Here is a 22752-nt window from a genome sequence, read left to right on the forward strand (position 1 = left end):
ATTGAAGAGGGGGAACTTTTTGGTTTATTTGAATTGATGAATAGGTTAATCTTCAATACCGAAAAGCGCGGCTACTTCTTCGTAAGACATTTTTGAAAAATCATACGTTGAAGACTTGATGGTAATACCACCTCCACCTCCGTCAGGTTGTCCACCTGGAATTAGGATATAGCGATAATCTTCCATAACTCTCGACCCTACCGCACTGCCATCCAAGGAGGCAATGGTAAGTCGAATATTTCCAACCCCATTGACTCTAAAGCCATGATTGTCTCCACTGATAATTTGTGGCAAAGGAAAAATTTCGGGAGAAGGAAGTACAATGTTTCTACCATACACTAAAACGGTCCCTTCATCGATAATTTCCTGGGTAAGTCCTGGCGCTGATAAATCAACCCCAGCTGCAGGGTCAGTGATATTGGTATCAAACTCCGAATCAATCCAATCGGAGTAAATTACGTTGGCAGTTCCGGTATCTCCTTGCGCACCGTCCTGCCCGTCAGCTCCGTCAGCTCCGTCAGCACCATCTGCTCCTGCAGGTCCAGCTGGGCCCTGTTCTCCTTGAGGTCCTGCGGGTCCCGCAGGTCCAGTTTCGCCATCCTCGGCAGAACAGGATACTAAAAACAGGCCGCTAAGGAAGAACACCATAACTCCATAAACTACATTTGCTTTTGTTTGCATAATCAAATTTTTTTAGATTTTGAAAGCAAACTTAAAGGCAGATAGAGAGCTCAAAGTCCCACTTCTTCCACTTCTGAAGAATCAGGACACCATTTTGTAGCGCTGCCGGTACTCAGAAGGAGTTTCTCCCAAATGTTTTTTGAATGCATTGTAAAAAGCAGACTTTGAATTAAATCCGGATTCAAGACCTACGGCTACAATAGTGTAGTTGGAATAGTGTGGATGCACCAAAAGACGTTTGGCCTCGTCAATTCGATACAGGTTGATGAATTCCGAAAAATTAACACCACCCAAGGTATTGATGATATGTGATAGATATCCGGAGCTTATGCTCAAATAATCACTGGATGTTTGAAGACTAAGGTTGACATCCAAGAATACTTTTTCCTCTTCCAACCATTGTTTAAATCTTGTGTAATAGATATTGTCATCTGTTAGAACGGGACCGGTTTTTTTCCTGATTTGAACCAGTTTTATCGAAACTAGTTTTGCGATAAGCTGAAAAAGAAAAATATGCTTTTCGGTAAAGAAATCCTTTTCAGAATTTTCAGAATCCAACACCCCAATAAGGCCATCTTCAAACAAAACAGGGACGGCCAATTCGGATTGTCTGCGCAAATCATCAACAATATAGCGATTGTCTATTTCCATATTGTTTACGACCTCCCATTGCTTGGATTTAGCAACTGCTCCCACAATTCCTTTTCCTAAAGGAATTTCAATAGGACTAACGATTTTTCTATTACCATTGTCCTTGTTTCCGAAAGCTGCCTTTTGAATAAGTTTGCCAGATTTGGAATCATAACTGTAAATAACGCAATCCTCTAAACCCAATTTGGAAATGCAATTTCTAGCTACATCCCACAATACTTCGGTCTCGGTATGTTTGTCAAATAAGGAAGTGGCAAAGTATTCCAGAATCTCAGCTGCTTGGTATCTGCTTTCTTGCATGCTTAGCAGTTCATGCGAATTGAAGATTTTATGTAATCCAGAGCCTCTAAAATCAGAGTTTATCCTATGGAACAATTGTTTTTCGGCATTTCTTTTTTGGCGAATTTCATTCAAGTGTTTAGAACCTTTTATAAAGAACACTACATAAAATCCGATGAAAACAAGCCATAGGGGATAGTATGGACCATGACCGGATACGAGAGGATTCATTTTTAGGTAGGCTATAACTAGGGCCCATGCTATACACAAAAGCACCATGGTAATAAAAATGTGCTTCAACCATTTGGTTTTCTTAATAACCATGGCATAAGGTAGGCTACCACTTTTTTCCTCATATCGTTGGATTACCTTGTAGTTCCAGATGGCGCTGAACAAGGAAAAAGCCAAAGCTGAATTTTCATCCAGTTCAGTTCCAATCCAAACGGCCCATTTTTTTGAGATAAGCGCATACTCTTGGACAACATTTACTTTAAGAATCACGTACAAAACAAAGAAGCAAACGAAGGGTAGTAAATAGACTGGACGAAACCTTTTAAAAATGTCATATTGATTCAAATAGGAGTAGGTAAAGGCAACGAATAGCACAGGACATAAAAACTGAAATGGAGTGTACAAAAGCAACAGCTCGGGAAAAAGCTTTGTCAGCCCAACATCAATTAAAATCACTTGAAGAATAACCACATTGGACAGCATAATGAACCAAATCATTAACCGGGTAGTCCGATGTGTTCTTTTGACTGCGAAGTAGAACAGGCAAAACAAAATTAGGACAACTGTTGTAGAAAAAATGAGGCTATTAAAGAAGTTCCATGCCATCAGCACTTTCATTTGAAGGGGTTATCTCAATGAATTTAGAAATGTTTGTTTTAGAACAAAAGGACATTTTCTTAGTTGGTCTTCAATGCTGTATGAATGGTTTCTGTTACTGACATTCTCGGATAAAAGATTGGTTGGACAGTTTTTTTGGACGATATTGGAAGAAGCTAATCACACTGACCAAAAATTATGGATATCGCGATACTTTCCGTGGGACTTTCAGTTCATTCCACCCGAAGGATTGTAGAGGAGGCCCAAAACGCTGGACACTATATTGAATTGATAGACCATACCAAATGTTCCGTCAAGTTAGGAGAGGGAAAACCGCAAATTTACTTAGGGGAAGATAACGTAACGGATGAGTTTGATGCTATTATCCCGCGCATTGGAGCAAAAGTGACTCGACATGGTGCCGCTATCGTGAAACAATTTGAGATGAACGATGTTTTCAGCACCGCCAGGTCTTTAGGGATTACGCGAGCTCGAAACAAGGTGCGAACCCTTCAGATTATGGCACGAAAAGGAATTCCGATACCCCAAACTCTTTTTTCAATTAATCCTGATAATATTGAAGAACAGATAAAGCTATTGGGAGGCCCACCGGTAATTATAAAACTTCAAGAGGGGACTCATGGGTTAGGGGTTATTTTGGCGGAAACCAAAAAATCGGCGAAGTCAATCATTGACACCCTTTATAAAATGGATACCAGTATTTTACTGCAGCAGTATATTGAGGAGGCGGAAGGAGAGGATATTCGATTGATTGTTGTGGGCAACAAAGTAGTAGCCAGTATGAAGCGAAAAAGTGAGTTGGATGAATTCAGGTCCAATGTGCATCGAGGAGCTGATACTGAAGCTATAAAGCCCACTTCCAAAGAACTTTATATTGCGTTGAATGCCACAAAATATTTGGGACTTGGGGTAGCAGGAGTGGATTTGATTCGCTCCAAAAAAGGCCCTCTTTTACTGGAAGTCAATGCTTCGCCAGGATTAAAGGGGATTGAAGCGGCCACTAACGTCAACGTTGCAAAACATATAATTCAGTTTGTTGAAAGAAATGCGCTCAGAAAAAGAAAATAAGACGATTGTAATCAACAACAGCTCCATAGCGCCAGGGGAAAACAAGTTGGTGCAAATCAAAATTGCAAGACTGCCCACAGGAACATTGATAGATATTCCAGTTCATGTATTTAATTCCAAAAAACCCGGCCCAACAATTTTAATTCAGGCAGGACTGCATGGGGATGAGATTAATGGGGTGGAAACTTTAAGACGCATGCTCCAACAAGATATTTTTCATGTTAAGCGAGGGGCAGTAATGGTCGTCCCTATCCTAAATGTATTTGGATTTATTCATTTTTCAAGGGATGTGCCTGATGGCAAGGATGTAAATCGAAGTTTTCCAGGCAGTAAAACAGGATCACTGGCGAGTAGAATTGCTTATAATTATACTTCTGAAATAATTCCTCATGTGGATTTTGCTATTGATTTGCATACTGGAGGGGCACAGCGACATAACTACCCCCAAATACGCTATACCGCTGAAGACAAAATGAGCAAATCATTAGCAGAAATGTTCAATGCACCCTTTTGCTTTGCTTCCCGACTTATACAGGGTACTTTTAGAAAGGCTACCTTTAAAATGGGAATTCCTACTATAGTTTTTGAAGCTGGAGAAAGTATGCGTTTTGATGAAAATGCCATAAACGCTGGTATGGAAGGGATTTGCAAGGTACTAGCGGGAAACAAAATGATTTCAAAATCCGCAAAAACCAAAAAGAAAACCTCCATCCCTCTGGAAAGACGAAGATGGATTAGGGCTTCGAGAGCAGGTATGTTTATCCCATCCATATCCAATGGTGCACATGTACAAAAAGGACAGGAATTGGGGATAATTACAGATACTTATGCCAAAAAGAGTAGAAAAGTGAGTGCCCCATTTGAAGGATATATTTTTTGCTTGAACCATCAGGCGGTCGTCAATCAGGGAGACGCCCTCTTTCATTTGGGGAGATAATCAAAAAACTTACTGGGCAATTTGACTTTGTTCCTCTATTCTGGAAAGGCTCCATTCAATGGCTTCTTCCAAATCAGAAAACTGCTTGATGTTGTTTCTGAAGAACATGCGCTCCATGACCAAGCTGGCAAAGCTCCCATGGGTTTGGCCCACCACGGAATAAAAGTCCAACTGATGCCGATTGAAATAAAATTTTCGCCAATCCGCAGCGACCACGGAATAGTTGTTTACCCTGTTGGAGATATAGGCAATGGTATTGTCCCTGCCAATGACTTCATAAGCAGCATCCACAGCCTTGGTGGCCATTTCCCAACCCAACAAAACACCTTCGTTGATTTCGGAAATCACCAAATTGTCGAAGAAATAGAAAACACCAAATTCGTATTCCCGTATTTCTCGAATATTCTTGAAGAATTCTATTTCCCGTACTCGTTTCATATTTCCAACTATGCGAAAAGTAGAACCCCATTTGGTTAGGGGGATATCAAAAATAAGAAATCTGTTAATCCATTTGCAATCTTAACTCTATATATTGGGAAAGTTATTGTTAAATTTTGAGGTTTTACGCAGATAATCCTGAAAAAACACCCGAAAAAACTAAGGTTTAAGAGCAACTACTTTTCCATATTGCTTAGTTGGATACCCAAAGCCTTGGTGGAAAGCTGAACCTCAATAAGTGAAAGAATAAGTGAGACCATCAAGAAAACCAAACTAATCCCGAAAATTATGTTTGCCCATACCATCAACTCTACATAAATGAGAAACATGGTAACTGCGGCCAGTAAAAAACTGATTATAGCCGAGGCTTGCATGTTTTTAATGATACTTAGCCTTTTTCGCAGAGAATGAATTTGTTTTCGCAAAGGTGACGCTTCGGTCTCCTCAAATTGTTTGTGTAGCTGACGAATAAGACCGGCAATGGCCAAGTATCTCGCATTGTAAGCCAACATGGTCAGGGAGATGGCTGGGAAAAGTAAGGCGGGTATGCTAAGGGAAAGTTCCACTATTCTATTTTAAATTCAATTTTTTTATTGCTTCCGTTTCCAGAAAGAATCACCATATAGCTCCCCTTGGGCAAATAGGTTTTTCCATTTTTGGCTTCTTCTAATTTCATTTTATTCTTTTTCAGGAAGTTGCTTTTTCCTTTTTTAGAAAAGGCTAAATCATACGATAAAATATTAACCCCTTTATCTGCTTCAATGGTGGTAGAACTAACTTCAATACCGTTGGCAGTTTGGATGCTGGCATTCATTGTTCCAGCGGTCGAAGTATAGAAGAGAATATCCAGACCAGGGGTATTGGGTTTTATCCATGAACTCCATGCACTGCCCCAGTTTTTGGAATGTTTAATATTGTCGACCTCGAAAACAGTCAAGCTTTCATCCATGACTTCTGAAGTAATTTTCTGTAAGGCGGAAATATCTGCCTTGTAAATACTTCGGCCATGAGTACCTACCAATAAATGGTTGGCTTCAGATTGAATTACCAAATCATGCACAGCTACATTCGGCATGCCATTTTGTAACAATTCCCAAGACTCCCCACGATTGAAGGAAACATACAATCCATTGTCGGTACCGGCAAAAATCAAGTTTTCATTTTTTGGGTCTTCAACCAAAGCGTTGACTGGGGAGGTCGGAATATTTCCTGAGATGTTCTTCCAGGATTTACCGTAATCTTCGCTTACATATATATAAGGTGTAAAATCATCCCAGCGGTATCCATTAAGTGTCGCATAAACCCTTTCTTTTTTATGCTTTGAGGCAGCAACTTCACTTACCCATAAATCTTTGGGAAGGGTGTTGGAAACATTTTCCCAGCTTCCGCCGCTACTTTTGGAGATATGCACTAATCCGTCATCACTTCCAACGTATATTAAACCAAAAGCGAAGGGTGATTCAGAAATGGTTGTTAGCGTACCGTATGCCACGTTTCCTTTTTTGCCCCCTTGGGTCAAGTCTTCAGAAATGGTCTCCCAATCATTCCCTTGATTTAAGGAACGATGTAGTTTATTGCCACCCAAATACAAGATATCTTGATTATGTTGGGATAGTAAAATAGGAGTCTGCCAATTGAAACGATAGGGCGATTCTCCCAATTCATGTTTGGGTTGAATATATTTCCGAGAACTGTCTTCAAGATTTAACCGAAAGTAATTCCCAAACTGAAAACCAGTGTAAACGATATTGCTATTTCGGTCGTCAATTTGGACCTGCATCCCATCTCCTCCCATAATCATTTGCCAAGGATTTTTTCCACTTTGATGCCAACTACTGTCTTCAGTGTTGTTATGGGCACCTTTCCATACCCCATTGTCTTGAAGCCCTCCGTAAACATTATAGGGTTTTTCATTATCCACATTGATGGCGTAAAACTGCCCGACTTGGGGAGAGTTGTTTTTCATCCAATGGGCGCCGTCATCATAGGTAATGTTTACCCCGCCATCATTTCCATTGATTAAATGCCCTGGTTTTTTTGGATTAATCCAAAGCGCATGATGATCAGCATGTACATTTTCCTTGCTAATTGAAGAATAGGTTCTTCCACCATCTTCGGATTTAATCAAGGGAACACCAGCCAAATAGATTCTGTCCTTATCGCTAGGGTCTACCCGTATTTGGGCAAAATAATATCCGTAACTATAAAACAAGTCATCAATATAATCCTCATTCATTTTTTGCCAAGACTTTCCGGAATCATCACTTCGATACACTTCGGCACCCACAACGGGCGTGTCAAAAAGGAGTGAATTCGCATTTTCAAGATATTTGGCCAGGTCGACAGGTTTTACCGCACCACTTCGAACCATCTGTTTTACGTTTTCTGCGCGATACTTTTCTTGAAACCCATTGTTTTTGAGAAAATCATTCAAGGTTTTGTCTTCGAGAGCAAGAAAAGCTTCGTTGCTCATGGATTTAAAATCTTCCTTGGTCAGGCCGTCCTTTTTCTTTTCCGATTTTTTCTCTCGTCTAAACTGGCTATCATGTACCGCGTAAACGGTATTTTCATCAAAAACAGCGAGTCCAATTCGTCCTACACCATCCCCAGTAGGCAAACCACTTTCAGAAGAAGAGATTAAATTCCAAGTGCTTCCACCGTCTGTACTTTTATAAATACCAGAAGCCGAACCATTTCCGGTAAAATTCCAGGCTTTTCTATCTTTTTGCCAAGCAGCCGCATATTGAACATTGAAATTATTGGGAGAATGGGCCAAGTCAATGATTCCTGCAACATCGTTCACAAATAGGGTTTTGGTCCAGGTTTGTCCGCTGTCATTTGTTTTGAAAACACCACGTTCCGCGTTTGGAGAATATAGGTGACCAGTAACTCCGACCACTACCTCATTGGGGTTGTTCGGGTTGATTAGAATTCGTCCAATATGATGCGAATCGGGGAGGCCCATATTTTGCCAAGTTTTACCGCCATCTGAGGATTTCAAAATACCAATCCCGGCATATGACGAGCGCGAGGCATTGTTTTCGCCGGTTCCTACCCAAAGGGTGCCATTGGACCAGTCCACAGCGATGTCCCCTATGTTTTGGGTTTCGGAAGAATCTAAAATAGGAGTAAAGGAAATCCCATTGTTTACAGTGTGCCAAAGTCCACCTGATGCATAGGCCGCATAAAATTCTGTGGGATTATCTGGATTCACCTCCAAATCCACTATTCGGCCACTCATTACAGATGGCCCAATATTTTTAAGTGGAAGGTTTTTGACCAAAGAGCTTTCTGCCATTTTTGCCTTTTGCTCCAGAGCATCTAGTACCGTATTGGGCGGTGTGGCAGGTTTTTGTGCCAAGGATAGTTGAAAAATGAAAAGAAGCAAGGGAAGTAAAAGTGGTCTCATTCGGTGCGATTTTATTTTAGGATGGGGAAGGTATGAATTTGTCTTGGGTAACGCAATTGGCTACATTTGGTAAAATCGATTTTACCTCATGAAATATCATCCAATAGACAAGCAACTTTTTATAAAGAATCGCAACAAGTTCATGGCTCAGATGCAACCCAAAAGCATTGCGGTTTTTAATTCCAATGATATTTACCCTGTGAGTGCGGATAGCACCATGCCTTTTAACCAACATAGGGATATTTTCTACCTAAGTGGGGCGGACCAAGAAGAAACCATTCTCTTACTTTTTCCGGATGCTATGGAAGAAAAGCATCGTGAAATATTATTTGTAAGGGAAACCAATGAACATATTGCTATTTGGGAGGGAGCTAAATTGACCAAGGAACAGGCAACGCAGGTTTCAGGCATAGCTACCGTGTATTGGTTATCGGATTTTGACAAGGTGTTTTTTGATTTGATGACTGAAGCCGAAACCATCTATTTTAACACTAACGAACATTATCGGCAGGCGGTGGAAACGGAAACTAGAGAAGACCGGTTTATTGCCAAATGCAAAAAGGAGTTTCCCGCACATTCTTGGGCGAAAAGCAATCCAATTCTCCAAAATATTAGAGGGGTGAAGGAAGCAGAGGAAATTCAGTTGATGCAACAGGCTTGTGATATTACCGAAAAAGGATTTCGGAGAATCCTAGGTTTTACCAAACCGGGAGTTTGGGAATATGAAATGGAGGCGGAATACCTACATGAATTTATCCGAAATCGCTCTAAGGGTTTTGCCTATACCCCTATAATTGCCTCGGGAAATAATGCCAACGTTTTGCACTATGTTGAAAATAATCAACAAGTTCGAGACGGAGATTTGATTTTGATGGATGTAGGTGCAGAATATGCGAATTATTCCAGTGATATGACCCGAACCATTCCAGCCAATGGAAAGTTCACGAGCCGGCAAAAAGAAGTGTACAATACCGTACTTCGCGTAAAAAATGAGGCCACTAAAATGTTGGTTCCGGGAACCATCTGGGCAGAGTACCATAAAGAAGTGGGAAAAATCATGACCTCAGAATTGTTGAGTCTGGGGCTTTTGGATAAGGCTGATGTGCAAAATGAGGATAAAAACTGGCCAGCGTATAAAAAATACTTCATGCATGGAACCAGTCACCATATTGGATTGGACACCCATGATTATGGGGAACTCAAAACCCCAATGAAGGCCAATATGGTTTTCACGGTGGAGCCAGGAATTTATATTCCTGCGGAGGGATTTGGTATTCGGATAGAGGATGATGTGGTCATTCAAGAAAATGGTGTGCCCTTTAATTTGATGCGCAATATTCCCGTAGAAGTTGAAGAAATCGAAGAGTTGATGAACTGAAAGCTACCATAGGTACATTCAGAAATATCAATTGCCAATTGGAGTGTTTTGTGATCGATAAGGCAGCTACTTTTAAGAAGTATCCTTATCCAAAGACATCATGGAAACACTAATCGACATTCTTCATTTTTTAGTTCAAAACCGATTTGCATTTCTGATTATCTCGCTGCTGCTGCTTCTTGCATTTCGAGCTTTGGTTTTACTTTTTATCAACTCCAAGAAGAAGAAAATCATCGTCAATTTAGTATCCGCTTTACTGATTTGGGGAGTTTTGTTTGTTTTCTTTTTTGGTTCAAATTTCACCAACAAACAGATTTACAAGTATGGTGAATTGGGCGAAGGAGTAATTATCGAGCGAAATGCGACAGATGACCTATATAACGAGGAACCTATTCTACAATACAAGTTGCTGATTAAAACCAAAACAGGAGAAACCTTAGAAACCAGCTTTAAAAGTCATGACTTTAATTTATATCCGGATTCAGCAGGTGTGTTTGACTACCCTGCCAATGGGGTAGCATTCAATGTTAGATACCTTAATAAAAAACCATCAGCATTTATAATCATTACCGATGATAATAGCAAGTATGCCAAACAACTGCAATGTGCAGAGAAATTGAAAATGTTGAACAAGGCCAAAAGTAAACACGATTTTGAACCTGCAAATCCGGATTACAAGAAGGAATATGAAAAGGCTATTGACTCCTATCTAAAATCGGAATGCATAAAGAATTCTTCAATAAAGGATTATTATATCCAAGAAAAATCCAAATTAAGATAGAAGACAATTTTTTAAGAAGCAAGGTTACTAACCTACGGATTCTTGAAATTTACCTACTTCCATAATATTAAGCTCACCTTAAGATTTAGTCCAATACAGTTTTCAACGTCAATTGTAAAGTGGGTGTTGTTTGCCCAAAAATACCATCCATCAATTAGGGAGCAAGGGTTTTTCCAATAATGTCCAATTTTAATGGGAATCACCCAAAACGTAATTGGAATACAAAATAAAAAATTATGAAAACCCTAAAGTCCCAAATCCTAACATTGAGCATTTCAGTTTTTGTGCTGCTTGGCATTGGTTCCTGCAGCTCAGATTCAGACCCAGACCCCTGTAGTACTACACCTTTGTTAGCCATCAGTGCTACCTCAGAAAACTTTACCATCAGTGCAACGGCCACTGGGGGCAAAGGGCCATATACCTTTCAGTTGGATGACGGCACTTTTCAAACCTCCGAGACTTTTACCGGACTAACGGTTCAGGAATATTCTGTTACGGCAAAAGACGCCAATGGCTGTACCAAAAGTACCAGGGTTACCGTTACCGACCCTTGTGGAGATGGAACCTTAGCGGTATCTTCTACGGTAGAAGGCTATACCATAAATGCCAGTGGAACAGGGGGTACTCCACCTTATACTTATAGTATTGATGGCGCCAACTTCTCTACTAATAGTGAAATTACTGCGAAGAAAGCTGGAACCTATACCCTTACGGTAAAGGATGCCAACGACTGTACATCGACCGCAGAGGTTTCCATTGTGGATCCCTGCGCAGAGGGCACCCTTGCTGTGGAGACCACCGTGGAAGGTTACACTATTACTGCTAATACCACCGGAGGTACTGCCCCCTATACCTTTAGTATAGATGGTGAGAATTTCCAAGAAAGCAATACGTTTGCAGAACTGGCCGTGGGCACATATACGGTAACTGTTAAAGATGCCAATGCGTGTACGGCCATGGCAGCGGACATTTTGGTTGACCCCTGCGCAGAGGGCACCCTTGCTGTTGAAGGTGGTGTTGAAGGCTATACCATTACCGCCAACGCCTCTGGAGGCACAGCTCCGTATACCTTTAGCATTGATGGACAAAACTTTCAAGAAAGTAACGTATTTACAGATTTGGCCGTGGGCAGCTACACGGTTACGGTACGTGACACCTATAGTTGTGAAGCCCAGAGTGTCGATATTAACGTGGACCCTTGTGCTGGCCTTGCTGTAGAGGCGACTGCTGAAGTATATACCATTACCGCAACGGGTAGTGGCGGAACACCTCCTTATACCTATAGTTTGGATGGTCAAAACTTTCAGGATAGTGGCACCTTCTCCGACCTAGCTGTGCAGGACTATACAATAACCATAAAAGATGCCAATGAATGCACAAGTACTGCGGAGATTACCGCTGAAAGCTTGGAGACCTTTACCGACCCACGGGATGGCCAAACCTACAAAGTAGTAACCATAGGTGACCAGATATGGATGGCAGAAAACCTGAACTATCGAGGCAATGACGTAAATTATGTATGCTACGATGATAATATCGCTAACTGTGATACCTACGGACCACTATATACATGGGAGCAGGCACATATTGCTGCTCCTGAAGGATGGCATGTACCTACCGATGATGAATGGGAGGCTTTGGAGACCGAACTCGGGGGGTCAGATGTAGCAGGAGGAGCCATGAAAGTAGGAGGTGGCTCAGGCTTTGATGGACTTTACGGCGGGCAATATGAAAATATTTTCTTTGGAATAGAAGAATATGGTGTATGGTGGGGAGGTGAGAACAATGAGACTCTGGTAATATATTATTATATTGGAATTAATAATGATTTATTGAGCTCTTTTAGTGCAGCTGATAAAATCCTAGACAAACAAAGTGTAAGATGTATTAAGGACTAGTGGACATATGCTAGTAGACAACTGCTAATCATGAAGATTAATATATATTGGGCGGAAGTTCTTAGGACTACCGCCCTTTGCTTTTTGTAAGATTTACGGCAACAAAGGTCACCATTGCGGGTACCACCCACCCCATATGAAATTGCTTTAAGGGAATCCAAGAAGTAATCGATGCTATGGAATCACTATAACCTAGACTGCCTAAAAAATCAGGAATACTAAATAGGATGGTGGTCACAACCACCCATCGGAATATTTTGGGAGTAGCAAACCTTTCGGGCAATACATTCAACAAAATCAACACAATAGTAATGGGGTAAATAAACATTAATGCCGGTAAGGCCACAGCTATAATGTAACCCACATTAAACTGACCCATTAGAACTCCAAGCACACAACCCAAAACAGCTGTAAGGGTATACGCTTTTTGCGAATTACCAAAGCGACCTTTTATAAAATCTGCCGTGCCTGTCACGATTCCTACTGCAGTAGTAAAACAGGCCAAACTAACGAGCACGGTTAAAAAACCATGGGCCACATTGCCTAATGTAGCTTTGCTGATTCCACTCAATAGGCCAGTGCGGGAAATATCAGCGTCAAAACTTTCTTGAAACAAAGCTCCAGTAAACATAAGTCCAGCATAGATTAGAAAAAGCCCCAATCCAGCCAATATTCCAGCCCAGGCAATTAGTTTTTTCTTGGCCTCATAATCAGCTTCTTTATGTTTTAGATTTATGGAAATGATAATCACCCCTCCAACTACCACGGCACCTATCGCATCAAAGGTTTGATAGCCTTCCAAAATGGCGTGGGAAAAAGGACTTTCAAAAGTGGAAGGGCCGAAAGAAAAATCTACGGTTGCCGTTGCAATGCCCAAAACCAAAATCAATACGAATAGAATGGCAGGGGTAAGGAACTTTCCGATGATGTCCAAGATTTTGGAACGGTTGATTACGAATACATAGACCAAGATAAAATAGAGGATACTGGTAATTAACGATGGGCTATCAGTAAGCGGTTGAATAGCCATTTCATGGGTAACCGATGCCGTTCGCGGAGATGGCAATGTTATCGAAATAGCATAAACGATGTAGCAATACACCAAGCTGAAGGTTGGGGAAACCTTTTTGGCAAAATCGAACATGGTACCCTGTAATCTGGAATGGGCAACGATGCCCAAGATGGGAATGAACACAGCCGAAAGGGCAAACCCTAAGGCGACCAACCACCATAATTCACCTGCTTTGAAACCAAGCTGTGGAGGTAAAATCAGGTTTCCAGCACCAAAGAAGAGAGAGAAAAGGGCAAAAGCGACAATCGCAATGGATTTTTTGTCCATAAAATGTTAATAATTTTTTGTGAAAGTAATTCAAAATGTTAACTTTCAAACGCGCAGTTTGCCGAAGAAATCCTTCTGATGAGCGACTATCGTGCATTTCATCGAAAAAACGCCTCTGGGTTTTTTTTCACAAAATAAAAAGTTATCAACAATCGTTGCACTATTATAAACCAGATTAAGACAAACAACGTATTACCACTAATCAACATTAAAATACTTGCGACCCCAAATCGCGAAGCCATTCCCCAAAATCCGACTTATGAAAAAAACCACTACCCAACACAGCAAAAAATTCTCTTCTTTCTTTTGTCATCTTTTTGGACATCACTATGTAGTTTCCAAAAAAGTAACTGAACATATCAAAGAATACAAATGCATTCATTGTGGCAAAGAAGTAACCACCGATGTTAGTGGAACGCTTTCCGTGCTTACTCCTCAAATGCAGGAAATCAACAACACTTTGGAAGATATGTATCAAAAAAGAAAGAACAGAACAGTACAGAGCGTCGCTTAATCCTGTTTGCTCTTTTTACAACACTATTTCGGATTATTCCCGGAGATTAAGAAGGCGTCATAACTTGCAGTCGCGTGCCCCAAGACCGTTTAGTTGGAAATGCCCTTGGTTTTCGGGATTTTTTGTTTTCCCTATTCTTGAAATGAGTTCCAACCCTGAGCTTGGATAGGAATTTTGGTATTGGCCCGAGTCACCAAATGTGCACCTTCCCTTTTTTCCGTCATATGTCCAATCACCGTTAGATTCGGATTGCCTTTAATTTTGTCAAAATCTTTTTGGTCTATGGTAAAAAGTAGCTCGTATTCCTCACCTCCACTTAGTGCAATCATGGTGGAGTCCATTTTAAATTCCTCCGCTGTGGAAATCACTGTGGGATCCAACGGAATTTTATCCTCAAAGAGATTACAGCCCACTCCACTTTGTTCGCATAAGTGCAAAATTTCCGAAGAAAGACCATCACTAATGTCAATCATTGCGGTTGGTTTAACCTCTAGTTTATCCAAAAGTTCCACAATATCTTTTCGGGCTTCAGGCTTTAATTGGCGTTCTACAATATATTGATACGGTTCAAGGTCGGGTTGGCTGGCCGGATTCACCTTAAAAACTTCCTTCTCCCGTTCCAGTACTTGAAGCCCCAAGTAGGGTGCTCCCAAATCCCCACTTACCACAAGAAGGTCGTTTGGCCTAGCACCACTTCGGTACACAATATCATCCTCATTAGCCACTCCGATTGCAGTAACACTGATAAGCATTCCTTTGGTGGATGAGGTAGTATCTCCTCCAATCAAATCCACTTGGTACAATTTGCAGGCCATGGCCACACCCGCATAAAATTCCTCCAAAGCCTCTAGACCAAATCGGTTGGAGACCGCTACCGAAATGGTAATTTGCGTAGCCTTGGCATTCATGGCATAGATATCCGAGAGATTTACCATTACGGATTTGTACCCCAGATGCTTAAGCGGCATATAGCTTAAATCAAAATGTACACCTTCTACCAAAAGGTCTGTGGAAACCAATGTTTTCGTTCCCTTGAAATCCAAAACCGCTGCATCATCGCCAATTCCCTTTAGGGAGGATTCTTGATTCAATTCAAAATGTTGGGTCAAATGTTTGATTAAAGCAAACTCGCCCAAGCTCTCCAAAGAAGTCCGTTGTGTATTTTTATCTTCAAGCATTGGGCAAAAATAAACAGGAATGGAATAAGTTGTATCTTTAAGTAAACTTGACCCAATAATGAAACACCTCAAAAACGCAAGCTATTTGCTGGTTTGCCTTTTCCTCTTTTTATGCGCTTGTTCTTCTGATGACTCGCCATCTGAACCTGATCCTACTCCACCGACCACTGGCGGGAATGAACCGGATATTGGAGATGGAGTAGTGAATTTGACTTTGACTCCCTGCACAGGAGGGAATGCAGACATTTATTCCTGCAATGGGTACGACCTCCTCTTACAAATGCCGCTTAGTGCATTTGGTGCCGAAAGGGCGAATGATATTTGGGGATGGACAGATACTACAACCAATCGCGAATATGTCCTACTAGGACTCGACAATGGAACGGCGTTTGTGGACATAACGGATACAGAAAATCCAGTTTATCTCGGAAAATTATTGACGGCCACGGCGGCAAGTGTGTGGAGGGATTTGAAGGTTTACGAGAACACAGTCTATATTGTGGCTGAAGCTGCAAGTCATGGAATGCAGGTATTTGACCTTACCCGATTACGAAATGTGTCGAATCCACCTGTAGTTTTTGAGGCAGATACTAGATACACAAGTATTGGAAATTGTCACAACGTGGTCATCAATGAAGCCATGGGATTTGTGTATCCTGTGGGAACTGCAAGAAACGATGCCTTCAATGGAGGGGTACATTTCGTGGATGTGCAAAACCCCTTAAGCCCAGTTGGTGTGGGAGGTTATGCAGATGACGGATATACCCATGATGCTCAGGTTGTTACGTACAACGGTCCTGATACAGACTATACAGGAAGGGAGATTTTTGTAGGGTCTAATGAGGATCAAATCGTGATTGTTGATATTACCGATAAATCAAATCCAGCTCAAATCGAGACACTTACGTATCCCAATATTGGGTATACCCATCAAGGATGGTTTACAGAGGATCATCGCTTTTTTATTTTAGGCGATGAGTTGGATGAGACGGACTTTGGCTTTAATTCACGAACCTTGGTTTTTGATTTTACCGATTTGGATAACCCACAGTTACATATGACGTACGAGGGACCCACTGGAGCTATTGACCATAATGGATATGTTTTGGGCGACCAGTTCTACTTGGCCAATTATACCGCAGGGGTTCGCATTTTGGATATATCCCAAATTGAAAGCGAAATCATTACTGAAGAAGGGTTTTTTGACACCTTTCCCCAAAGTAATGTGGCTCAATTTAATGGGGTTTGGAGCGTGTATCCTTATTTCCAAAGTGGGAAAATTATTCTGAGTGATATTAACTCAGGTTTGTTTGTTATTCAAAGTTCAAATTAGAATAGTATGGGAAGGATTAGTTGGATTCTAATGTTCTTGATTTTGTGGTCTTGCAATACTGATGATAATACTACCTCAGTTGATATTGACACAAGTAACTTTTTGGGCGAATTGGATTGGGTTAAAAGCTTTGGTGGCTCTGGAGAGGATACAGCCCAATCGGTCATTCAAACCTCGGATGGGGGGTATGCGGTTTTGGGATATACCAATAGCACAGATGGAGACCTTACAGGAAAAACACTTAACGTGAACGACTATTGGTTCCTCAAGTTAGATGCTGAAGGGAACTTACAATGGAACCGAACCTACGGTGGAAGCAAAGACGATAGGGGTCAGTCAGTAATCCAAACAACCGATGGTGGCTATGCCGTTGTGGGGTATGCCATGAGCGATGATGGTGACGGCAGCAACAATGAAGGGTTTCACGACAACTGGATTTTACGATTGGATGCTTCGGGGAGCATTCTTTGGGAGAAAAGTTTCGGCTTTTCGGGTCATGATCATTCGTATGATGTAGTACAGACTTCGGATGGTGGTTTTTTCTTTTCCGGTTTTTTGGATGTTACCTCCTCAGGAGGAGAAGGCAATAATGGAAAAAGCCCATACTTAACCCGTCATGGGGTTGGGGAATTTTGGGGCACACGCTTGGACGCTAACGGAGACTTGATTTGGAGGCGCTACTTTGGAGGCACAAACAACGACCGTTCTTTTGGTGTTGTAGAAGCCAATGATGGCGGTCTGGTCATGGTAGGTGCTTCGGAAAGTGACGACTTTGATATTTCCAATTCGAAAGGCAGCTATGATTTCTGGGTGGTAAAAGTGAACGCCAAAGGGGACATGCTTTGGGAAAAATCATTTGGCGGAACCGGTATAGACAAAGCCTATGCCATTGTAAAGACCCAAGATAATGGCTATGCCGTTGTCGGAAATACATTCAGTGTGGATACTGATATTTCAAAAAACAATGGGGAATCTGACGTTTGGTTGATTAAGGTTTCGGATAGTGGCGATTTAATTTGGGAAAAAACTTTTGGGGGAACTGCTTTTGATGCTGCTCGCGGACTGGGCACTACGGTAGATGGAGGTTTTGTTATTGCAGGAAATTCCAAAAGCTTGGATGGGCATGCTACCCAAAACAATGGGGAAAATGATCTATGGATTATTAAAACCGACGCCCAAGGAAATGTTCTTTTTGAAAAATCTTTTGGTGGAGCCGATTTGGATTTTGGATTTGATGCCCTTGAGGACAATGAAGGAAATCTTATTCTCGTTGGTGAATCTTCAACCTCGCTTTCACCTGATAAAGAACATCAGGGGTCCACAGACCTTGTTGTCCTAAAAATAGAATAGTTCGCCTACTCAGCAGCTTCTCCACTAATTGTTGCCAAAGCCCCAGCAATTTTTTCAGCTATTGGGTCTTTGTCTGTTATACCATGACGATTTAAAAGGTACTTCGGGTCGTTATAGGCCAAAAATACTTTCCCATCCGCTTCCCAAATCAGAATCTTTTGGGGTAAATCAATGGCAACTGTTCTGGAGGATTGCATTAGCGGAGTGCCCAATTTGGGATTGCCAAATAAGATGAGTTTGGTTTTTGGAAGCTCCAAATCAACTCGTTTTGCATTTTTAGTGTGGTCCACTTCAGCTAAAATGCCAATATTCGGATTGGCATCCAAGGTGTTTTTAATGATTTCATAGGTGGATTCAAAAGAATGCTTACTGGTTAATTGTACCAGTCCGTTGTTTGTTTCTTGACCGCTCATGTTGCTTACTATTAATATTGAAAAAAAGAGAATACAATTTCTCATGATATATAAGTTAAAACCGTTTTAGTTTGTTTAAAGATTGAATATTTAACGTAAAACAAAGCTGTAGTCGTAGCAAATAGAGAAACCTTATTGGAAGATACGTTATTATAATGTTAGGAAACCTTGCAAAACCCTACTTATACAGTATATTTGTAAGCTATTTAGAATGAATCCAAGCGATTATGATTAAAGTTTCGGAAACAGCAAAGCAGAAAGTTGTAGCACTTATGACCGAAGAAGGTTTTGATTCGGATACGGACTTTGTTCGTGTTGGAGTCAAAAGTGGAGGCTGTAGTGGCCTATCCTATGAACTGAAATTTGACAATGCAGTCGGAGATACTGACAAATTGTTCGAGGACAATCAAGTAAGGATCCTTGTAGACAAGAAGAGTTTCCTCTATTTGGTGGGAACTACTTTGGAATACTCAGGCGGCCTCAACGGAAAAGGTTTTGTATTCAATAATCCCAATGCCCAGCGCACTTGTGGATGTGGGGAGAGTTTTTCACTATAAAATGTTGATTGATTTCAATCAATTGACAAACAACTAAAGCATGGCTTATACAGAAGAAGAATTAAAAAAAGAGTTGGAAACCAAAGAATACGAGTATGGTTTCTATACCGATATAGAATCTGACACCTTCCCTAAAGGATTGAATGAGGAAATCGTTGTTGGGATTTCCAAGAAAAAGGAAGAACCAGAATGGATGACGCAATGGCGTTTGGAAGCCTTCCGGGTTTGGAAAGAAATGGAAGAGCCCGAATGGGCTAATGTCAAATACGAAAAGCCCAATTTTCAGGATATTTCATATTATTCCGCTCCCAACAAAAAACCAAAATACAACAGCTTGGATGAGGTCGACCCAGAACTTTTGGAGACCTTCAAGAAACTAGGAATTTCTGTAGATGAGCAGAAGAAGTTGGCAGGTGTTGCTGTGGACATTGTAATGGATTCAGTTTCTGTAGCCACTACTTTCAAGAAAACATTGGCAGAAAAGGGAATTATCTTCTGTTCCATTTCGGAAGCTATCCAAGAGCATCCAGAATTGGTGAAAAAATACATAGGAACGGTGGTTCCTCAAAAAGACAACTTTTATGCTGCCTTAAATTCAGCTGTATTCTCTGATGGATCTTTTTGCTATATACCAAAAGGAGTGCGATGCCCAATGGAGTTATCTACCTATTTCCGAATCAATCAAGCAGGAACTGGGCAGTTTGAAAGAACATTGGTGATTGCTGATGAAGGAAGTTATGTGAGCTACCTTGAAGGGTGCACGGCTCCATCTCGTGATGAGAATCAACTACATGCTGCAGTAGTAGAACTAATTGCTTTGGACGACGCTGAGATAAAATACTCCACAGTTCAAAATTGGTTTCCTGGAGATAAAGATGGAAAAGGAGGGGTTTTCAATTTCGTTACAAAACGAGGCCTTTGCGAGAAAAATGCCAAAATATCTTGGACCCAAGTAGAAACGGGTTCGGCAGTAACTTGGAAGTATCCGTCATGCGTCCTAAAAGGAGACAACTCCATTGGAGAATTCTATTCCATTGCGGTTACCAACAACTTCCAGCAAGCGGATACGGGAACCAAAATGATTCATTTAGGGAAAAACACGAGAAGTACAATCATATCCAAAGGTATTTCGGCAGGACAATCCCAAAACAGTTACCGCGGATTGGTCCAGGTAAATAGTAGGGCAGAAAATGCGCGGAACTTTTCGCAATGTGATTCTCTTTTAATGGGCAATCGTTGTGGTGCGCATACATTCCCTTATATCGAAACCAAAAATAAATCAGCCCAAATAGAACACGAGGCTACCACCAGTAAAATTGGGGAAGACCAAATTTTCTATTGTAACCAAAGGGGTATTGATACAGAAAAAGCCATTGCACTTATCGTAAATGGTTTTAGCAAAGAAGTGCTTAACAAACTGCCCATGGAATTTGCGGTAGAAGCACAAAAATTATTGGAAATCAGCCTTGAAGGGTCAGTAGGATAAAAAACAACACAAAAAAAGCATCTCAAATATTGAGATGTGAGATACACTACCATGTTAAAAATTAAAGATTTACACGCAAGCGTAGAGGATAAAAAAATCCTCAAAGGAATCAACCTAGAAGTGAATCCTGGGGAAGTACATGCCATTATGGGACCTAATGGGTCTGGGAAAAGTACTTTGGCATCGGTAATTGCAGGAAAAGAGGAATTTGAAATTAAGAAAGGGAGCATTTCTTTGAATGGAGAGGATTTGGAAGAACTGGCCCCTGAGGAAAGAGCACATAACGGTGTCTTTTTGTCGTTTCAATATCCCGTAGAAATACCTGGTGTTTCGGTGACCAACTTCATCAAGACCGCGATAAACGAATCCAGAAAAGCTCAAGGATTGGAAGACATGCCAGCGAATCAAATGCTAAAGCTCATTCGTGAAAAGTCCGAACTCTTGGAAATAGACCGTAAGTTCTTGTCCCGATCTTTGAATGAAGGATTTTCTGGGGGTGAGAAAAAGCGTAACGAAATATTCCAGATGGCTATGATGGAGCCCAAATTGGCCATTTTGGACGAAACGGATTCCGGTTTGGATATCGATGCCCTTCGTATCGTGGCCAACGGGGTCAATAAACTACGAGGCAAAGACAATGCAATCATAGTAATTACGCATTATCAAAGATTGTTGGAATATATCGTTCCGGACTATGTGCATGTTTTGCATGATGGAAAAATCGTGAAGTCAGGTTCCAAGGATTTGGCACTTGAACTGGAAGAGAAAGGTTACGATTGGTTAAAACAAGAAGCCACGGTTTAACAGATAATTGAAATTCGGACGTCAGATTTCAGAAAACTGATAACTGAGCACGGATAACCGAACACTGAATACTATGGATTTAAAAGATAAATTACTCTCTTCTTTTTTGGCTTTTGAAAGCAATGTGGATTTGGACAATCCGGTGCATGAAGTGCGTTCTGAGGCCATAAAGAATTTTGAGAACAAAGGCTTTCCTTCCAAAAAGGAGGAAGCTTGGAAATATACCTCCTTAAACAATCTTCAAAAAGTGGATTTCAGCATTTTCCCGAAACAGGAAACAGCACTGGAATATAAGGACATCAAAAAGTACTTTGTCCACGAAATTGACACCTATAAGATTGTATTCATTGACGGGGTGTATAGCTCGTATCTTTCCGAAACCACACATGATGGAGTTGATGTTTGTTTGATGAGTTCGGCGCTTACCAAACCTCAATACCGTCAGGTTATCGATGTGTACTTTAACCAGGTAGCTTCAAAAGATGAGTCTTTGACAACTTTAAATACTGCTTTTAGCAAAGAAGGCGCTTACATCTACATCCCAAAAAACAAAATGCCCAAAAAGCCCATTCAAATCTTGCATTTGGCCACGGGTAACGAGGCAGCTTTGTTGTTGCAGCCCAGAAATTTGATTATTGCCGAGGAGAATGCCGAGCTTCAGGTGATAGAACGCCATCAAAGTTTGACTGGGAATGAGGTTTTGACCAACTCAGTCACCGAAATCTTTGCAGCAAAAGACGCGATTGTGGACTATTACAAAGTTCAGAATGATGTGAATACAGCATCATTGATTGACAACACCTATATTTCCCAAAAAGACAATAGCGTGGTTCGCGTTCATACTTTTTCATTTGGTGGAAAGTTGACTCGAAACAACCTAAACTTTTATCAAAATGGGGAGCGAATCGATTCAACCCTAAAGGGAGTAACTATTTTGGGCGAAAAACAACATGTTGATCACCATACTTTGGTGCATCATGCACAGCCCAATTGTGAAAGCCATCAAGATTATAAAGGTATTTTCGGAGAGCAATCTACCGGGGTTTTCAATGGGAAGATTATTGTAGATAAGATTGCCCAGAAAACCAATGCGTTCCAGCAAAACAATAACGTCTTAATAAGCGATAAAGCCACGGTGAATACCAAACCGCAGTTGGAAATTTTCGCCGATGATGTTAAATGTTCACATGGTTGCACAGTAGGACAGTTGGATGAAGAAGCCCTTTTCTACCTGCAAACTAGAGGAATTCCGAAGAGGGAAGCCCAAGCCTTATTGATGTACGCCTTTGCTAATAATGTGTTGGAAAGTGTTCGTATCCCTGAGTTAAAAACACGAATCAATAAACTGATTGCCAATAAATTAGGGGTAAGTCTTGGTTTTGACCTTTAATTAGTAAATCATCGAGTGT

20 protein-coding genes are annotated in these 22752 nt (G+C 41.0%); 12 read left to right on the forward strand and 8 right to left on the reverse strand.

Annotated elements, in window-relative coordinates:
* Positions 1-45: 45 nt before the first annotated feature.
* Positions 46-681, reverse strand: coding sequence for a hypothetical protein (locus ACSLUF_RS00270; protein WP_435624132.1), 636 nt, complete (start codon positions 679-681; stop codon positions 46-48).
* Positions 682-762: 81 nt separating this feature from the next.
* Positions 763-2340, reverse strand: coding sequence for a helix-turn-helix domain-containing protein (locus tag ACSLUF_RS00275; RefSeq protein ID WP_435624133.1), 1578 nt, complete (start codon positions 2338-2340; stop codon positions 763-765).
* Positions 2341-2637: 297 nt separating this feature from the next.
* Between ACSLUF_RS00275 and ACSLUF_RS00280 the strand changes: the two genes are divergently transcribed.
* Together ACSLUF_RS00280 and ACSLUF_RS00285 are read left to right on the forward strand one after the other, a co-directional pair.
* The gene (locus ACSLUF_RS00280; protein WP_435624134.1) at positions 2638-3528 is read left to right on the forward strand and encodes a RimK family alpha-L-glutamate ligase; all 891 of its coding nucleotides are present in this window, start codon (positions 2638-2640) and stop codon (positions 3526-3528) included.
* Positions 3506-4465 (forward strand): succinylglutamate desuccinylase/aspartoacylase family protein, encoded by a 960-nt coding sequence (locus tag ACSLUF_RS00285; protein ID WP_435624135.1) that lies wholly within the window; start codon positions 3506-3508, stop codon positions 4463-4465. The genes ACSLUF_RS00280 and ACSLUF_RS00285 overlap by 23 nt, the downstream gene beginning before the upstream one ends.
* 9 nt (positions 4466-4474) lie before the next feature.
* On the opposite strand, the gene ACSLUF_RS00290 is transcribed toward ACSLUF_RS00285, so the two are convergent.
* From ACSLUF_RS00290 to ACSLUF_RS00300, 3 genes are all read right to left on the reverse strand, one after another.
* Positions 4475-4903, reverse strand: coding sequence for a hypothetical protein (locus ACSLUF_RS00290; protein WP_435624136.1), 429 nt, complete (start codon positions 4901-4903; stop codon positions 4475-4477).
* 176 nt (positions 4904-5079) lie between these two features.
* Positions 5080-5469, reverse strand: a complete 390-nt coding sequence (locus ACSLUF_RS00295) for a DUF2721 domain-containing protein (RefSeq protein ID WP_435624137.1) — start codon at positions 5467-5469, stop codon at positions 5080-5082.
* Positions 5469-8312 (reverse strand): WD40/YVTN/BNR-like repeat-containing protein, encoded by a 2844-nt coding sequence (locus ACSLUF_RS00300; protein ID WP_435624138.1) that lies wholly within the window; start codon positions 8310-8312, stop codon positions 5469-5471. The genes ACSLUF_RS00295 and ACSLUF_RS00300 overlap by 1 nt, the downstream gene beginning before the upstream one ends.
* A gap of 88 nt (positions 8313-8400) precedes the next feature.
* Here ACSLUF_RS00300 and ACSLUF_RS00305 point away from each other — a divergent pair, with 88 nt between their 5' ends.
* The 3 genes from ACSLUF_RS00305 to ACSLUF_RS00315 all read left to right on the forward strand — a co-directional run bounded on the left by ACSLUF_RS00305 (position 8401) and on the right by ACSLUF_RS00315 (position 12369).
* Positions 8401-9690, forward strand: coding sequence for an aminopeptidase P family protein (locus ACSLUF_RS00305; RefSeq protein ID WP_435624139.1), 1290 nt, complete (start codon positions 8401-8403; stop codon positions 9688-9690).
* A 100-nt stretch (positions 9691-9790) separates the two neighbouring features.
* Positions 9791-10471, forward strand: coding sequence for a hypothetical protein (locus ACSLUF_RS00310; protein ID WP_435624140.1), 681 nt, complete (start codon positions 9791-9793; stop codon positions 10469-10471).
* A gap of 236 nt (positions 10472-10707) precedes the next feature.
* On the forward strand, positions 10708-12369 hold the full coding sequence (locus ACSLUF_RS00315) for an FISUMP domain-containing protein (protein WP_435624141.1): 1662 nt from the start codon (positions 10708-10710) through the stop codon (positions 12367-12369).
* 67 nt (positions 12370-12436) lie between these two features.
* Here ACSLUF_RS00315 and brnQ read toward each other — a convergent pair whose 3' ends face one another.
* Positions 12437-13708, reverse strand: a complete 1272-nt coding sequence (brnQ, locus tag ACSLUF_RS00320; RefSeq protein WP_435624142.1) for a branched-chain amino acid transport system II carrier protein — start codon at positions 13706-13708, stop codon at positions 12437-12439.
* 259 nt (positions 13709-13967) lie between these two features.
* Between brnQ and ACSLUF_RS00325 the strand changes: the two genes are divergently transcribed.
* A complete protein-coding gene (locus tag ACSLUF_RS00325; protein ID WP_435624143.1) occupies positions 13968-14222 on the forward strand; it encodes a hypothetical protein in 255 nt (84 codons plus the stop codon).
* Positions 14223-14353: 131 nt separating this feature from the next.
* Here the strand turns inward: ACSLUF_RS00325 and thiL are convergent, their stop codons facing one another.
* Positions 14354-15400 carry a thiamine-phosphate kinase gene (gene thiL, locus ACSLUF_RS00330; RefSeq protein ID WP_435624144.1) on the reverse strand — a complete coding sequence of 349 codons (1047 nt, stop codon included), beginning with the start codon at positions 15398-15400 and terminating at the stop codon, positions 14354-14356.
* A 58-nt stretch (positions 15401-15458) separates the two neighbouring features.
* On the opposite strand from thiL, the gene ACSLUF_RS00335 reads away from it, so the two are divergent.
* Both ACSLUF_RS00335 and ACSLUF_RS00340 read left to right on the forward strand, forming a co-directional pair.
* Positions 15459-16733: a choice-of-anchor B family protein gene (locus tag ACSLUF_RS00335; RefSeq protein ID WP_435624145.1), complete on the forward strand. Its 1275-nt coding sequence runs from the start codon at positions 15459-15461 to the stop codon at positions 16731-16733.
* A 6-nt stretch (positions 16734-16739) separates the two neighbouring features.
* Entirely contained in the window at positions 16740-18083 is a 1344-nt protein-coding gene (locus ACSLUF_RS00340) for a hypothetical protein (protein WP_435624146.1), read from the forward strand.
* 5 nt (positions 18084-18088) lie between these two features.
* On the opposite strand, the gene ACSLUF_RS00345 is transcribed toward ACSLUF_RS00340, so the two are convergent.
* A complete protein-coding gene (locus ACSLUF_RS00345) occupies positions 18089-18496 on the reverse strand; it encodes a DUF302 domain-containing protein (RefSeq protein WP_435624147.1) in 408 nt (135 codons plus the stop codon).
* A 227-nt stretch (positions 18497-18723) separates the two neighbouring features.
* On the opposite strand from ACSLUF_RS00345, the gene ACSLUF_RS00350 reads away from it, so the two are divergent.
* The 4 genes from ACSLUF_RS00350 (at position 18724) to sufD (ending at position 22733) form a co-directional block, all read left to right on the forward strand.
* A complete protein-coding gene (locus ACSLUF_RS00350) occupies positions 18724-19053 on the forward strand; it encodes a HesB/IscA family protein (protein WP_435624148.1) in 330 nt (109 codons plus the stop codon).
* Positions 19054-19093: 40 nt separating this feature from the next.
* Positions 19094-20539, forward strand: a complete 1446-nt coding sequence (sufB, locus tag ACSLUF_RS00355) for a Fe-S cluster assembly protein SufB (protein WP_435624149.1) — start codon at positions 19094-19096, stop codon at positions 20537-20539.
* A 51-nt stretch (positions 20540-20590) separates the two neighbouring features.
* Positions 20591-21343 carry a Fe-S cluster assembly ATPase SufC gene (gene sufC, locus ACSLUF_RS00360; RefSeq protein WP_435625853.1) on the forward strand — a complete coding sequence of 251 codons (753 nt, stop codon included), beginning with the start codon at positions 20591-20593 and terminating at the stop codon, positions 21341-21343.
* A 73-nt stretch (positions 21344-21416) separates the two neighbouring features.
* Entirely contained in the window at positions 21417-22733 is a 1317-nt protein-coding gene (gene sufD / locus ACSLUF_RS00365; protein WP_435624150.1) for a Fe-S cluster assembly protein SufD, read from the forward strand.
* Positions 22734-22752 lie beyond the last annotated feature (19 nt).

Origin of the sequence: Flagellimonas sp., assembly GCF_965601775.1 — a bacterium.
Classification (GTDB): domain Bacteria; phylum Bacteroidota; class Bacteroidia; order Flavobacteriales; family Flavobacteriaceae; genus Flagellimonas.

Excerpts from the sequence above, each read along its gene's own strand:
- ACSLUF_RS00270 (WP_435624132.1), bottom strand. The coding sequence starts at position 681 with ATGCAAACAAAAGCAAATGTAGTTTATGGAGTTATGGTGTTCTTCCTT.
- ACSLUF_RS00275 (WP_435624133.1), bottom strand. The coding sequence starts at position 2,340 with ATGATTTGGTTCATTATGCTGTCCAATGTGGTTATTCTTCAAGTGATT.
- ACSLUF_RS00280 (WP_435624134.1), top strand. The coding sequence starts at position 2,638 with ATGGATATCGCGATACTTTCCGTGGGACTTTCAGTTCATTCCACCCGA.
- ACSLUF_RS00285 (WP_435624135.1), top strand. The coding sequence starts at position 3,506 with ATGCGCTCAGAAAAAGAAAATAAGACGATTGTAATCAACAACAGCTCC.
- ACSLUF_RS00290 (WP_435624136.1), bottom strand. The coding sequence starts at position 4,903 with ATGAAACGAGTACGGGAAATAGAATTCTTCAAGAATATTCGAGAAATA.
- ACSLUF_RS00300 (WP_435624138.1), bottom strand. The coding sequence starts at position 8,312 with ATGAGACCACTTTTACTTCCCTTGCTTCTTTTCATTTTTCAACTATCC.
- ACSLUF_RS00305 (WP_435624139.1), top strand. The coding sequence starts at position 8,401 with ATGAAATATCATCCAATAGACAAGCAACTTTTTATAAAGAATCGCAAC.
- ACSLUF_RS00310 (WP_435624140.1), top strand. The coding sequence starts at position 9,791 with ATGGAAACACTAATCGACATTCTTCATTTTTTAGTTCAAAACCGATTT.
- ACSLUF_RS00315 (WP_435624141.1), top strand. The coding sequence starts at position 10,708 with ATGAAAACCCTAAAGTCCCAAATCCTAACATTGAGCATTTCAGTTTTT.
- brnQ (WP_435624142.1), bottom strand. The coding sequence starts at position 13,708 with ATGGACAAAAAATCCATTGCGATTGTCGCTTTTGCCCTTTTCTCTCTC.
- ACSLUF_RS00325 (WP_435624143.1), top strand. The coding sequence starts at position 13,968 with ATGAAAAAAACCACTACCCAACACAGCAAAAAATTCTCTTCTTTCTTT.
- thiL (WP_435624144.1), bottom strand. The coding sequence starts at position 15,400 with ATGCTTGAAGATAAAAATACACAACGGACTTCTTTGGAGAGCTTGGGC.
- ACSLUF_RS00335 (WP_435624145.1), top strand. The coding sequence starts at position 15,459 with ATGAAACACCTCAAAAACGCAAGCTATTTGCTGGTTTGCCTTTTCCTC.
- ACSLUF_RS00340 (WP_435624146.1), top strand. The coding sequence starts at position 16,740 with ATGGGAAGGATTAGTTGGATTCTAATGTTCTTGATTTTGTGGTCTTGC.
- ACSLUF_RS00345 (WP_435624147.1), bottom strand. The coding sequence starts at position 18,496 with ATGAGCGGTCAAGAAACAAACAACGGACTGGTACAATTAACCAGTAAG.
- ACSLUF_RS00350 (WP_435624148.1), top strand. The coding sequence starts at position 18,724 with ATGATTAAAGTTTCGGAAACAGCAAAGCAGAAAGTTGTAGCACTTATG.
- sufB (WP_435624149.1), top strand. The coding sequence starts at position 19,094 with ATGGCTTATACAGAAGAAGAATTAAAAAAAGAGTTGGAAACCAAAGAA.
- sufC (WP_435625853.1), top strand. The coding sequence starts at position 20,591 with ATGTTAAAAATTAAAGATTTACACGCAAGCGTAGAGGATAAAAAAATC.
- sufD (WP_435624150.1), top strand. The coding sequence starts at position 21,417 with ATGGATTTAAAAGATAAATTACTCTCTTCTTTTTTGGCTTTTGAAAGC.